Below are 12,506 nucleotides of genomic sequence, written 5' to 3'. Positions count from 1 at the left end.
TCGATCGTCAAGGTCCGGAGCGGCCCGCCCCCCACGGGCGTCCTCACAACCGGACAGATGGAGAATAGCCATACCGTCCGGACGAGCCGGGATTGACGGGTCTCAGGTGGCGTCTGCGTCGAAGGGAACCGGGGCTTCCTTCACCGGCGTCTCGCGCTTCTTGAGCAGGTCGGGAGTGCCCGCCGAGCCGTTCGCGGCGGCGAGCGCGGAACTGTCCGACACGCCGCTGCCGGCCTCCACGGACTTGGTCTCGCGACCATTGACCGCGTCGGTCACCTCGGCGACCTCCTTGCGCAGGTCGAAACTCTCCCGGATCTCCTTCAGCCCCAGATCGTCGTTGCCGTCCATGAGCTGCTTACGGACGAACGTCTTGGGGTTGAGGTCCTCGAAATCGAAGTCCTTGAACTCCGGGCCGAGCTCCGAGCGGATGTCTTCCTTCGCGCTCTCCGAGAACTCACGGATCTTGCGGATGAAGCGCGAAGCGTCCTGAATGACCTTGGGAAGCTTGTCCGGGCCGAAGACGAGCACGCCGAGAATCGCGAGCGCAACCAGCTCGAGTGGGCCTATGTCATTGAACACCTTGCGGCTCCTCGTGTTCTCCCGCGACCAGGTCGGATGGGGTCCGGACCCGGCCCACGGTACCCGGCGGAACTGTCCGGGCGGTAGCTTCCCGTGGCCGTCACGTGCCGGTTGCCGACCCGAGCGTCAAAGTCATGGACAGGTCTTTACCACCGCGGGTCAGTGTGAGGTCCAGTTGGTCGCCCGGCCGGTGCGAGCGGATCTTCACTATCAGCTCCTCACCGCTGTGCACCTGCTGCCCGTCCACGTCGGTGATGATGTCGCCGGGCTTGATCCCGGCCTTGGCCCCGGGGCCGCCCGGTGCGACGGACGACGAACCGTCGGCGCCCTTCGGCCCGACCTTGGCGCCGTCCCCGACGTACTTCATGTCGAGTGTGACGCCGATCACCGGGTGGGTGGCCTTTCCGGTGTTGATCAGCTCCTGAGCGATGCGCTTGCCCTGGTTGATCGGGATGGCGAAGCCGAGGCCGATGGAGCCGGACTGGCCGCCCTCGGTGGTCGAGCCGCTGTCGGCGGCACGGATGGCGCTGTTGATCCCGATGACGTGTGCGTCGGTGTCCACCAGCGGGCCGCCGGAGTTGCCCGGGTTGATCGGGGCGTCGGTCTGCAGCGCGTTGACGTAACTGATGTCGCTGCCGTCGCCCTTCTCGCCGCCCGCGGTGATCGGCCGGTCCTTGGCGCTGATGATGCCGGAGGTGACGGTGTTGGACAGATCGAACGGGGCGCCGATGGCCACCACCGGATCACCGACCTGCACGTTGTCGGAGTTGCCGAGGGGCAGCGGCTTCAGACCGGAGACGCCGCTGACCTTCACCACGGCCAGGTCGTAGCCGCTGTCCTTGCCCACGATCTCGGCGCTCGCGGTCTCGCCGCCGCTGAACGTGACGGTGATCTCACCGGAGGAACCGGCCGGGGCGACCACGTGGTTGTTGGTGAGGATGTGGCCCCGGTCGTCGAGGACGAAGCCGGTGCCGGTGCCGGATTCGCTGGCGCCGCTGACGTGCAGGGTCACCACGCTGGGCAGGGCGCTGGCCGCTATGCCGGCGACGCTGTCCGGGGCGCGTCCGCCGCCGTTGCGCTCGTCCTGGGGCAGCTCCACCTGGGTGAAACCGCCGTTGCGCTCGATGTAGGCGCCGATCCCGCCGCCGATGCCGCCGGCCACCAGGGCAAGGAGCAGCGCACCGATCAGGACCGGTCCGCGCCGGTTCTTCCGCCGCCCGCCGTCGGAGCCGAGCGGGGGGCCTGGGTTGGTGACGAGGGGCTGCCGGGGGGCGCCCCAGGGGTCGTACTGCATCCACTGCGGGGACGGAGCGTGCGGCTGGGGCTGCGCAGGCTGACCGTGCTGGGGCTGCTGGGGCGGCTGCGGGTGCTGAATCTGGGGCTGCTGGGGCAGTGGGGGCGGGAAGGCGGGGGCCGGAGCCTGGGCGGGCGCCTGGGCGGGTGCCTGGGCGGGCACCGTCATGCCTGCGCCGTTCGTCCCCGAGTACGGCGGCGGTACGGGGGTGCCGTGCGCCGGGGTCGGGACGGGGCGCTGCACGGGCGGTGCGGGCGCCCAGGGGCCGGGGCCACCGTAGGGCGGGGTGCTGTACTGGTCGGGCTCGTGCAGCGGCTGAGCGGTCCGCGGTGCGGTCACCGCGAGCTCGGACGTCACGGGCTCGGACGTCACGGGCTCCTGCGGCTCCGTTTCCGGCGCGGGCTCCGCTTCCGTCTCATCGAGCGGAGCCACCGCGTCCACCGGGGGCACCGCGTCCTCGACGGGCGACGGCTCCTGAGGCGCTGTTCGTGTGCCGCGCCCCGGCGTGGGCCTGCTCCACCACTTCGCCTTCGGCTCGGTGGGCTTCCCGTCGTCCATGTTCTCCCCGCAACTGCCGCAACCGGCCTCCGCACGCCCCCGCAGGGGCGTCCCTCCCGAAATCCTGCCGGAATTCAACCAGGTTTACGCAAGGCCTGCGCTGCCCCGTCCGGAGTCCTGGATCAGCGGCGGGGCGAGAGGGGCAGCCCGTGATCGGCGGAGGCCGGTTCCCCGGCGGCCGATGTGGGGGTCCAGGAGGACTCCGGTGAGGGCGCCGCCGGGGCCGGGGCGAGTCCGCTGCCCAGGGCCTGGGCGAACAGGGAGCCGGCTCCGCCCGGGCGTATCAGCGAAGGCGCGGACACCTGCGAACGGACGGGCAGCCCGAAGGCGTTCCCCGTGAGGCTGCCGGAGCCGAGCAGGGAAGGCGCCGGGGTGAACGCCAACGGTGCTGCGTTCACCGCGAGGGACACCGGGCGTTCACCGGTGCCGGAGGCGGAGAGCGTGCCGTGGCCGGCGCCGCCCCGGCGGCTGACACCGATGCCGCTCTCCGCGCGGGCATCCGCGTCGAGCGGGGTCGCGTTGCTGCCCGGGCCCTCGGCCCGGGACTGGACGTCGGGGCCCGCGTTCGCCGGCAGGGTGCCGCCGAGCGCGATGGCTGCCAGCGAGACGGCGCTGGCGGCGGCGAAGGCGAACCTGCGGCCCCGCCAGGGCGAACGGTCGGCCTCACGGCCCACCTCGTGGATCCGGAAGACGGAGCCGGCCGGTGCGGCGGGCAGCACCGCGCTCGAACCGTGCACGGTCGGGAGGTAGCCGAAGCCGTCCGGGGGAGCGCCGCCGCGGAGCGGTTCCACCGGGCTGCCGGAGGGCCGCATCACAGGGAAGACCCCGTCACCGAAACGCCCGGAGCCGTCCAGTGGTCTTCCCCGGCTGTCGTCGTCACCGCCCGGTCCGCCGGGAAGGCCCTGGAGACGGGCAAGGAACCCCTCGGAGGGCGAGGGCGGGGCCGACTGCGCGAAGACGCTCTTCAGGCGCCGCTGGGCGGCAGCCTCGGCCTTGCACTTGGCGCAGGTCGCGAGGTGCGCGAGGACCCGGTCGCGGGCATCGTGTTTCAGCTCACCGTCGACAAGCGCGGCGAGCCGGTCCCCCAGGTGTTGTTCCGCGGAGGCCGGACCTGTGCCACTCACGCCGTTCCGCCCTCCCCTGCCACCAGGGCACCCGCCAGCGAGCGCTGCTCGGCGCGGGCCTCGGGGGAACGGTGCTGCAGCGCCTTGCGCAGGTGCGAGCGTCCGCGGTGGATACGGCTGCGCACGGTGCCGAGCTTCACGCCGAGTGTCGCGGCGATCTCCTCGTACGAGAGGCCCTCGATGTCACAGAGCACGACGGCTGCTCGGAATTCGGGCGCAAGGGTGTCCAGCGCCTGCTGGACGTCCGCGTCGAAGTGGGTGTCGTTGAAGGCCTGCTGCGGCGACGGCTCGCGGCTGGGCAGCCGCTCGGCGGCGTCGTCCCCGAGGGAGTCGAAGCGGATGCGCTGCTTACGGCGGACCATGTCGAGGAACAGGTTGGTCGTGATGCGGTGCAGCCAGCCCTCGAAGGTGCCGGGCGTATAGGTCGACAGCGAACGGAAGACCCGGACGAAGACCTCCTGCGTGAGGTCCTCGGCGTCGTGCTGGTTACCCGTCAGTCGGTAGGCAAGGCGGTAGACACGACCGCTGTGCGTGCTGACGATCTCTTCCCATGTGGGCGGCGTCCACGCCTGGGATTCCGCATCTGAGGCGAAGGTCGCGGTCGTTGCGGAGTCGTTGGAAGAACGGTCAGCAATGTTGGTCACGGATTTCGGCTCACCCGCCGACCTGAGAAAGCGCCGCAGCACTCCTCCCCGATCCACAGGCGCAGCCGCACCTCCCCTGTCGGCTCTGGTGGTGTCCAGTGGAGCCCCTACCATAGCCACCTCGCCCGTTAGCTCCGGATAAGCCTTTTTCCAGCTGGGGCCGGGGATCGCCCCGGGAACCGCCTGCCCCTGGTCCCCGGACCCGATCTGCGGGCCTGGTCCACGGGCTTTCCCCTGCCCTTTCATAACGCCCGGTCCCATCTGCGGGTTCCCGGGTGCAGCGGATACAGTCACCGTTGCGCCAACTAAGGGGACAGGAGAGGGTCATTACCGCCAACCGGCAGACGAGCTGGGCGTTCGCCGACGCCTTTGTCGCCGAGGACGAAGCATTGCGCTGGGCCCGGGACCGGGCCCGGGACGCGGGGCTTCGCTCGGTGTCGCCAGGCACCGGCGCAGCGCTGCGCCTGCTCGCTGCCACGACGGACGCCAAAGCGGTGGCTGAAATCGGCACGGGTACCGGCGTGTCCGGCATCTATCTGCTGCACGGCATGCGGCCCGACGGGGTGCTGACCACGGTCGACCCCGAACCCGAGCGCCAGCAGTTCGCCCGTGAGGCCTTCCGGGCGGCGGGGTTCGCCACCAACCGGGCCCGCTTCATCCCCGGCCGCGCCCTCGACGTACTCCCCCGCCTGGCGGACGGCGGCTACGACCTCGTCTTCTGCGACGGCGACCGGATGGAGAGTCTGGACTGTCTCGCTGAATCGTTGCGCCTGCTGCGACCTGGCGGCCTGGTCTGCTTCGAGGGTGTCTTCGCGGACGGCCGTACGGTCGACTCCGCCCCGCAGCCCGCGGAGGTGCTGCGGCTGCGCGAGCTGCTGCGCGCGGTCCGTGAGAGCCAGGAGCTGATGGCGACGCTGCTGCCGGTGGGCGACGGCCTGCTCTGCGCGGTACGGCGCGGCTGACCCCGGCAGCCGGCGCCCCGGCGCGGCACGGGAACCACAGAAACACCTGGCCCGGCGCGGCACGGGCACCGTATGGACAAGGCACGGAACGCACCACTGCCCCGGCACGGATACCGTGCCGGGGCAGTGGTGAAGTGTGGGCGCCTCTGCTCAGCCGACGACCTTCTTGAGGGCATCGCCGAGCGCATCGGCCTCGTCCGGAGTCAGCTCCACGACAAGCCGACCGCCACCTTCGAGCGGAACGCGCATGACGATGCCCCGCCCCTCCTTTGTCACCTCGAGCGGGCCGTCGCCCGTCCGCGGCTTCATGGCCGCCATGCTCGTTCCCCTTCCTGAAACCAGCTCATCGCAACCGGCGGCCCCATGACAGGCGCTGCCTCACCGGCATCGAACACATTGCTTCCAGGCCATTATCCCGCATCACAGACCCTGATGACCAACATCGCTCTGCATCGCTTGCGCAACGCGCTCACTCAAAACCACCCAATTCGGCGATCTGGCTGCGATACTCCGTCCCCTTTACCCCTCCATCGGGGCGGAATTGTTAGACGCAGGTCACATGTTCGCTTCCGCCGAAGTCGGCCATGCTTGCGTGGACAGGCATGTGAACAAGACGCAAAGGGGACCGCACATGGCCGATCTCGACGCCGCCGTGCTCCACGAAGTGAGTGACGGACTCGCAACGATCACGATCAACCGTCCTGACGCGATGAACGCCATGAACACCGCGACCAAGGTGGCGCTGCGCGATGCCCTGCAGTCGGCCGGCGCCGACCCCGCCGTGCGGGCGGTTCTGCTCACGGCGTCCGGCGGGCGCGCCTTCTGCGTAGGCCAGGACCTCAAGGAGCACGTCTCCAAGCTGACGGAAGCCAGTGAGTCGGGCAGCGGAAACGCACTCAGCACCGTGCAGGAGCACTACAACCCCATCGTGCGGGCCATCACCGAGATGCCGAAGCCGGTCGTCGCCGGGATCAACGGGGTCGCGGCCGGCGCGGGCTTCGGTTTCGCACTCGCCTGCGACTACCGGGTGGCCGCCGACACCGCCTCGTTCAACACCTCGTTCGCCGGGGTCGCCCTCACGGCCGACTCGGGCGTGTCCTGGACGCTGCCCCGCCTGATCGGCCACAGCCGCGCCGCCGACCTGCTGCTCTTCCCGCGCTCGATCTCCGCGCAGGACGCCCACGACCTCGGCATCGTCAACAAACTGGTGCCCTCGGCCGACCTCGCCGCCGAGGCCGTCGCCGTGGCCCGCGCCCTGGCGGACGGCCCCACGGTGGCGTACGCGGCGCTCAAGGAATCGCTGGCCCACGGCGCCGGTCACACGCTGCGCGAGGCGCTGGAGAAGGAGGACGAACTCCAGACCCGGGCGGGCGCGTCGCAGGACCACACCATCGCCGTGCAGGCCTTCCTCAACAAGGAGAGGCCGAAGTACCTCGGCCGGTAGCCGCCCCCGGTTCCGCGCCCGCGGCACCGCGGGCGGTGGCCCGTCCCCGGGCTACGCCCCGGTGCCGCGGGCCACACAGTCGGCGAGATGGTCGTCGACCAGCCCGCAGGCCTGCATCAGGGCGTAGGCCGTGGTCGGGCCGATGAAGCGCAGCCCGCGCTTCTTGAGGTCCTTCGCCAGGGCCGTGGACTCCGCGGTGACCGCGGGTACGTCCCCGAGGGTGCGCGGGGCGGGACGGCCCGCCGGGTCGGGGGCGTACGACCAGATCAGCTCGTCCAGCTCGCCGTCCTGCCAGCCGGCCAGCACCCCGGCGTTGGCGAGCGTGGCGTCGATCTTCGCGCGGTTGCGGATGATGCCCGCGTCGGCGAGGAGCCGTTCCCGGTCGGTGTCCGTGAACGCCGCCACCTTGGAGATGCTGAACCCGGCGAACGCGCTGCGGAAGCCCTCCCGGCGGCGCAGGATCGTCAGCCAGGACAGCCCGGACTGGAACGCCTCCAGGCACAGCCGTTCGAAGAGGGCGTCGTCGCCGTGGACCGGGCGGCCCCATTCGGTGTCGTGGTACGTGAGGTAGTCATCGGTGGACAGGCCCCAGGGGCAGCGCAGACCGCCGTCCGCCGCCGCTTCGGCGCCGCCGCTCAACGTCCGGTCTCCTCGTCGGGGCGCGGGTCCTCGCCCTGCGGGGGCTCCGCCGGCCGCTCCGGCGCCTGCCAGGGCGTCTGTGTGCGGTCCTGGGGCTCCTCCTTGAGGAGGCCGGGGCGGCCGGCCCTGGTGGCCTGCGCGCCGGCGAGCGCCGACTCCAGCTCCGCGATGCGGGCGTCCCGTTCGGCGAGTTCGGCGCCGAGCCGGCCCAGCGCGTCGTCGACATCGGCCATCCGGTAGCCGCGGGGGGAGACGGGCAGCCGGAGCGCCTCGACATCCGCCCTGCCCACCGGGCGTGTCGCGGGCAGCGGATCCGTCAGCTGCTCGGGCGCCACGTCCTGCAGGATGGCGCTCCTTCCTCCGCCGACCACCGCAAGGGTGACCGCGGCGACCACCACCACCATCGCGAGCAGCAAGAACCAGAACACGCGTATCTCCCCGGGAGCCGAATTCGTCCGGGTCCGATCGTGCCATGAGGGACTGACGGTCAGTGCCTCGCCCGGACAAACCGCACCGGGCGAGGCACTAGGGTCGCAGTCGGCTCCGGCAGGGCATCTGCCGGGCGGATTCAGAGGAGAGACACGGGATGCGAAGCGGTGCGCTCAGGCTGGGGCGGCGCGAGTTCGGTGCGCACGAGCCGGTGATCATGGCGATCGTGAACCGCACTCCGGACTCGTTCTACGACCAGGGCGCGACCTTCCACGACGAGCCCGCGCTCTCCCGGGTCGAGCAGGCCGTGGCCGAAGGTGCCGCGATCATCGACATCGGCGGGGTGAAGGCGGGCCCGGGCGAGGAGGTCACCGCCGAGGAGGAGGCCCGCCGCACGGTCGGTTTCGTCGCCGAGGTGCGCCGCCGCCACCCGGACGTGGTGATCAGCGTCGACACCTGGCGCCACGACGTCGGCGAGGCGGTGTGCGAGGCCGGCGCCGATGTGCTCAACGACGCGTGGGGCGGCGTGGACCCGAAGCTGGCGCAGGTCGCCGCACGGTACGGGGCCGGGCTGGTGTGCACCCACGCGGGCGGTGCCGAACCGCGGACCCGGCCGCACCGGGTGGGGTACGAGGACGTGATGGCCGACATCCTGCGCGTGACGCTGGGACTGGCCGAGCGGGCCGTGGAGCTGGGAGTCCGGCCGGACGGGATCATGATCGATCCCGGTCATGACTTCGGGAAGAACACCCGGCACTCGCTGGAGTCGACACGCCGCCTCGGCGAGATGGCGGAGACGGGGTGGCCGGTGCTGGTCTCCCTCTCCAACAAGGACTTCGTGGGCGAGACGCTCGACCGGCCGGTGAAGGAGCGGCTGCTCGGCACGCTGGCGACGACGGCGGTGTCCGCGTGGCTGGGGGCGCGGGTGTACCGGGTGCACGAGGTGGCCGAGACGCGGGACGTGCTGGACATGGTGGCGTCCATCGCGGGGCACCGGGCGCCGGCGGTCGCACGGCGCGGGTTGGCGTAGCCCGGGTGTTGGCGTAGCCCGGGTGGCGGGCGGGGCGGCGCCTCGGGCGGGCCTGTTCCCCTGCCCGCCCCTTCCCGTAACCGGGGCTCCGCCCCGGACCCCGCTCCTCAAACGCCGGCGAGACTGAAAAACAGACGCCGGAGGGGCTGAAAGGCAAGCCGGGCGAGGCCGGGAGTCAGCGCCCGACCTCCTTGGTCACCAGGTTCACCGCCTCGTCCACGTCGTCCGTGACGTGGAACAGCAGCAGGTCCTTCGCGGACGCCTTGCCCTGCGCCACGACCGTGTCCCGCAGCCAGTCCACCAGGCCGCCCCAGTACTCCGTACCGAACAGCACGATCGGGAAGCGGGTGACCTTGCCCGTCTGGACCAGGGTGAGCGCCTCGAAGAGCTCGTCCAGGGTGCCGAGGCCGCCGGGCAGGACGACGAAGCCCTGCGCGTACTTCACAAACATCGTTTTCCGGACAAAGAAGTAGCGGAAATTGACGCCGATGTCGACGTGCTGGTTGAGGCCCGACTCGAAGGGCAGTTCGATGCCCAGGCCGACCGAGACGCCCTTCGCCTCCCGGGCCCCCTTGTTCGCCGCTTCCATCGCTCCGGGGCCGCCCCCGGTGATCACCGCGAAGCCCGCCTCGACCAGCGCCCGGCCGATCCTTACACCCGCCTCGTACTCCGGCGTACCGGTCGGCGTGCGGGCCGAGCCGAAGACGCTGATGGCGCTCGGCAGTTCCGCGAGTGCGCCGAAACCCTCGACGAACTCCGACTGGATGCGCATCACCCGCCAGGGGTCGGTGTGCACCCACTCGGAGTCACCCTCGGAGTCCAGCAGCCGCTGATCGGTGGTGCCGGGCTGTACCTGTTCCCTGCGGCGCAGCACCGGGCCGAGTCGCTGTTCCTCGGGGATCTGTGCTCCCTCGGGGTTGCCCATGACCTGCTCCCTCCGACGACGTCGGAGCCGCCCTGCGGCGCTCCGTCTCAGGCCAGCCTAGATCGCCGGAGGTTACGGACAGGGGAATGCGAGAGGTCAGATCGTGAGCCAGGAGCGGAGCCGGTCCTCGCAGTGGGTGATCCGCTCGACCCGCACGTGCTCGTTGCGCTTGTGCGCGAGGATCGGGTCGCCGGGGCCGTAGTTCACCGCGGGGACGCCGAGCGAGCCGAAGCGTGCCACGTCCGTCCAGCCGAACTTGGGCCGGGCGGTGCCGCCGACCGCGTCCATGAACGCCTTGGCGGCCGGGTGGGAGAGGCCGGGCATGGCCGCGCCCGAGTGGTCGTCGACGGTGAATTCGGCGACGCCGCAGTCGGCGAAGACCTCGTGGACGTGGGCCAGAGCCTCGTCGGGGCTCAGGTCCGGGGCGTAGCGGTAGTTCACGACGACCGTGCAGGCGTCGGGGATGACGTTGTTGGCGACGCCGCCCTCGATCCGTACGGCGTTGAGGCCCTCGTGGTACTCCAGGCCGTCGATCACCGGCTTGCGCGGCTCGTACGCGGCGAGCCGGGCGAGAACCGGGGCGGCGGCGTGGATGGCGTTGGAGCCCATCCAGCTGCGCGCGGAGTGCGCCCGCTCCCCCTCCAGGCGGAGGAAGACGCGCAGCGTCCCCTGGCAGCCGCCCTCGACCTCTCCGTTGGAGCCCTCCAGGAGGACCGCGAAGTCGGCCGTCAGCCAGTCGGGGTGGGCGTCGGCGATGTGGCCGAGGCCGTTGAGGTGCGCGGCGACCTCTTCGTTGTCGTAGAAGACGAAGGTGAGGTCGCGGTTGGGCTCGGGCACGGTCGCGGCGATCCGCAGCTGGACGGCGACGCCCGACTTCATGTCGGAGGTCCCGCAGCCCCAGAGCAGGCCGTCGGCATCGAGCCGGGAGGGCACGTTGTCGGCGATCGGCACGGTGTCGATGTGCCCGGCCAGCACGACGCGTTCGCCACGGCCCAGATTCGTCCTGGCCACGACGTTGTTGCCGTACCGGTCGACGGTCAGGTGCGGCAGGGTCCGCAGCGCCGACTCGATGGCGTCGGCGAGGTCCTTCTCCTCCCCGCTGACCGAGGGGAAGTCGACGAGCCGCGCGGTGAGGGCGGGCCCGTCCAATGTGAGGTCAAGCGTGCTTTCGGCCATGGCTACGACCCTAGTCCCTCGCGTACGGTGACCCCGTGCCCCGGACCGTATCCTCTGCCCGCCGACACACCGGCCGCAGCCGCCGCTTGCGTATCGCGGCCGCCTTCGCCGTGCTCGCGGCGCTGGGCGGGTATCTGACCGTGCAGTACGTCTCGGGCGGCAAGGGATCCGAGCAGTGCACCGTGCGGTCGGCCGACGGTTCGGACGGCCGGGGGCGGACGTACGTGCTGACCTCCGAACAGGCCGCGAACGCCGCGACGATCTCCGCCGTCGGCACCACCCGCGGGATGCCGGAGCGCGCGGTGACGATCGCGCTGGCGACCGCGCTGCAGGAATCCGGGCTGCGCAACATCGAACACGGCGACCGGGACTCGCTGGGCCTGTTCCAGCAGCGTCCCTCGCAGGGCTGGGGCACCGAGAAGCAGATCCTGGACCCGGTCTACTCGGCGGGGAAGTTCTACCAGCACCTGGCCGAGGTGCCCGGCTATTCGAGGCTGCCGCTGACCGTGGCCGCACAGCGCGTCCAGCGCAGCGGCTTCCCGCAGGCGTACGCGAAGCACGAGCCGGACGCGGCGCTGCTGGCCGCGGCGCTGACCGGCCGGACGCCGTCCGCGCTGACCTGTGCGCCGCCGCGGACCACGGCCGGGACGGGCGAGGCCTCGAAGGTCAGGGCCGCTCTGGTCCGTGCCTTCGGCAAGGATGTGCTGCCGGCCACGGACGGGGCTGCCGAGCAGACCCCGGCCGCGGGTGCGACGGCCGCCGGTTCGCTCTCGGTGCCGGTGCGGCCGGACCGCCGCTCCGCGGGCGGTGCGCGGCAGCACGGCTGGGCGCTCGCGCACTGGGCGGTCGCGCAGTCCGAGGCGCTGGGCATCGACGAGGTCGCGTACGCGGGCCTGGTGTGGGAGCCGGAGTCGGGCTGGCGCACGGAACGCAAGGAATCGGGCACCACCGAGGTCCGAATGAGCCTCGTGCATTAGTACGGCCCGTCACCCGCGCAGGGGGTCCGCGCCGTCCCGGAACGGACTCCGCGCAGCACCTCGTACATCTTCCTCACCGCACCCCGATTTCCTTGCGGGAAAAGGGAAGTGACGGTTCGGCGGGCACCCCGCCCAGGCATTGTCCACCCGGGTTCCTCCACTGCGGATTATGTGACGCATTACCCAGTCTTTACGTTGCCCCACCGCAACCTCACCCGCCCCCACGACGGTTGTCATGGCGTCCGACCCACGGACAGCAAGATTCCCCACCCCGTCGAAGGAGCATCATGTCCCTCCCCCTGACCCGTCGGATCGCCCGTACCGCGCTGCTGATCGCGGCGGGTGCGGCCCCCGTGGTCGGTGCGGCCGGTGCCGCAGGTGCCGCGGAGCTCCCGCAGGCCCCGGAGCTCGGCGGTCTCACCACCGTCGAGGGCGCCGGACTCGGCAAGGCCGTCGACGGCGCGGCCGCGCCGGCCGCCGACACCGCGGGCCAGGCAGGCGCCAAGGTCGTCGGGACCACGCTGCCGGTGGCCGGCAAGGCCCTCACCGAGACGGGCGCCAAGGCCGTCCCCGCGGCGAAGACCGCGGGCAAGCCGGCCACCGGCACCCTCGGCGGCCTGCCGACGCAGGGCCTGCCCACCCAGGGCCTGCCGATCGGCTGACCCGCCACACCTGTCACGTACGCGCGAGGGCCTCGGGAGTGCGCACTCCCGAGGCCCTCGCGC

14 protein-coding genes are annotated in these 12,506 nt (G+C 71.6%); 5 read left to right on the top strand and 9 right to left on the bottom strand.

The genetic code is table 11. From position 1 onward, the window contains the following. Positions 1-102: 102 nt before the first annotated feature. From OG782_RS24850 to sigE, 4 genes are all read right to left on the bottom strand, one after another. A complete protein-coding gene (locus tag OG782_RS24850; protein ID WP_406454484.1) occupies positions 103-579 on the bottom strand; it encodes a sec-independent translocase in 477 nt (158 codons plus the stop codon). Positions 580-679: 100 nt separating this feature from the next. Further along, on the bottom strand, positions 680-2,431 hold the full coding sequence (locus tag OG782_RS24845; protein ID WP_406454482.1) for a trypsin-like peptidase domain-containing protein: 1,752 nt from the start codon (positions 2,429-2,431) through the stop codon (positions 680-682). Positions 2,432-2,553: 122 nt separating this feature from the next. Beyond that, complete coding sequence (locus OG782_RS24840; RefSeq protein WP_406454480.1) at positions 2,554-3,555, bottom strand: zf-HC2 domain-containing protein; 1,002 nt, start codon at positions 3,553-3,555, stop codon at positions 2,554-2,556. Next, the gene (gene sigE, locus OG782_RS24835; protein ID WP_406454478.1) at positions 3,552-4,313 is read right to left on the bottom strand and encodes an RNA polymerase sigma factor SigE; all 762 of its coding nucleotides are present in this window, start codon (positions 4,311-4,313) and stop codon (positions 3,552-3,554) included. Before sigE ends, OG782_RS24840 begins: the two co-directional genes overlap by 4 nt. Before the next feature lie 182 nt (positions 4,314-4,495). Here sigE and OG782_RS24830 point away from each other — a divergent pair, with 182 nt between their 5' ends. Continuing rightward, positions 4,496-5,161, top strand: a complete 666-nt coding sequence (locus tag OG782_RS24830; RefSeq protein ID WP_406459257.1) for an O-methyltransferase — start codon at positions 4,496-4,498, stop codon at positions 5,159-5,161. A 150-nt stretch (positions 5,162-5,311) separates the two neighbouring features. Here OG782_RS24830 and OG782_RS24825 read toward each other — a convergent pair whose 3' ends face one another. Continuing rightward, positions 5,312-5,479, bottom strand: coding sequence for a DUF3117 domain-containing protein (locus OG782_RS24825; protein WP_003966491.1), 168 nt, complete (start codon positions 5,477-5,479; stop codon positions 5,312-5,314). A gap of 313 nt (positions 5,480-5,792) precedes the next feature. Here OG782_RS24825 and OG782_RS24820 point away from each other — a divergent pair, with 313 nt between their 5' ends. Continuing rightward, positions 5,793-6,605 carry an enoyl-CoA hydratase/isomerase family protein gene (locus OG782_RS24820; RefSeq protein ID WP_406454477.1) on the top strand — a complete coding sequence of 271 codons (813 nt, stop codon included), beginning with the start codon at positions 5,793-5,795 and terminating at the stop codon, positions 6,603-6,605. Positions 6,606-6,656: 51 nt separating this feature from the next. Here OG782_RS24820 and OG782_RS24815 read toward each other — a convergent pair whose 3' ends face one another. Together OG782_RS24815 and OG782_RS24810 are read right to left on the bottom strand one after the other, a co-directional pair. Next, entirely contained in the window at positions 6,657-7,244 is a 588-nt protein-coding gene (locus tag OG782_RS24815) for a DNA-3-methyladenine glycosylase I (protein ID WP_406454475.1), read from the bottom strand. Further along, the gene (locus OG782_RS24810; protein ID WP_406454473.1) at positions 7,241-7,672 is read right to left on the bottom strand and encodes a DivIVA domain-containing protein; all 432 of its coding nucleotides are present in this window, start codon (positions 7,670-7,672) and stop codon (positions 7,241-7,243) included. Before OG782_RS24810 ends, OG782_RS24815 begins: the two co-directional genes overlap by 4 nt. Before the next feature lie 158 nt (positions 7,673-7,830). Between OG782_RS24810 and folP the strand changes: the two genes are divergently transcribed. Further along, a complete protein-coding gene (folP, locus tag OG782_RS24805) occupies positions 7,831-8,703 on the top strand; it encodes a dihydropteroate synthase (protein ID WP_406454471.1) in 873 nt (290 codons plus the stop codon). Between the two features lie 175 nt (positions 8,704-8,878). Here the strand turns inward: folP and OG782_RS24800 are convergent, their stop codons facing one another. Then, a complete protein-coding gene (locus OG782_RS24800; RefSeq protein ID WP_406454469.1) occupies positions 8,879-9,628 on the bottom strand; it encodes a TIGR00730 family Rossman fold protein in 750 nt (249 codons plus the stop codon). 96 nt (positions 9,629-9,724) lie between these two features. Then, positions 9,725-10,804, bottom strand: coding sequence for a succinyl-diaminopimelate desuccinylase (gene dapE, locus OG782_RS24795; RefSeq protein ID WP_406454467.1), 1,080 nt, complete (start codon positions 10,802-10,804; stop codon positions 9,725-9,727). Between the two features lie 35 nt (positions 10,805-10,839). On the opposite strand from dapE, the gene OG782_RS24790 reads away from it, so the two are divergent. Next, complete coding sequence (locus OG782_RS24790; protein ID WP_406454465.1) at positions 10,840-11,781, top strand: hypothetical protein; 942 nt, start codon at positions 10,840-10,842, stop codon at positions 11,779-11,781. Positions 11,782-12,068: 287 nt separating this feature from the next. Continuing rightward, a complete protein-coding gene (locus tag OG782_RS24785; protein ID WP_406454463.1) occupies positions 12,069-12,443 on the top strand; it encodes an ATP-binding protein in 375 nt (124 codons plus the stop codon). Positions 12,444-12,506 lie beyond the last annotated feature (63 nt).

The organism is Streptomyces sp. NBC_00876, from assembly GCF_045207435.1.
GTDB lineage: Bacteria > Actinomycetota > Actinomycetes > Streptomycetales > Streptomycetaceae > Streptomyces.
Note: the sequence above shows the minus strand (reverse complement) of the source record. Positions and strands in the feature narration are given on the sequence as shown.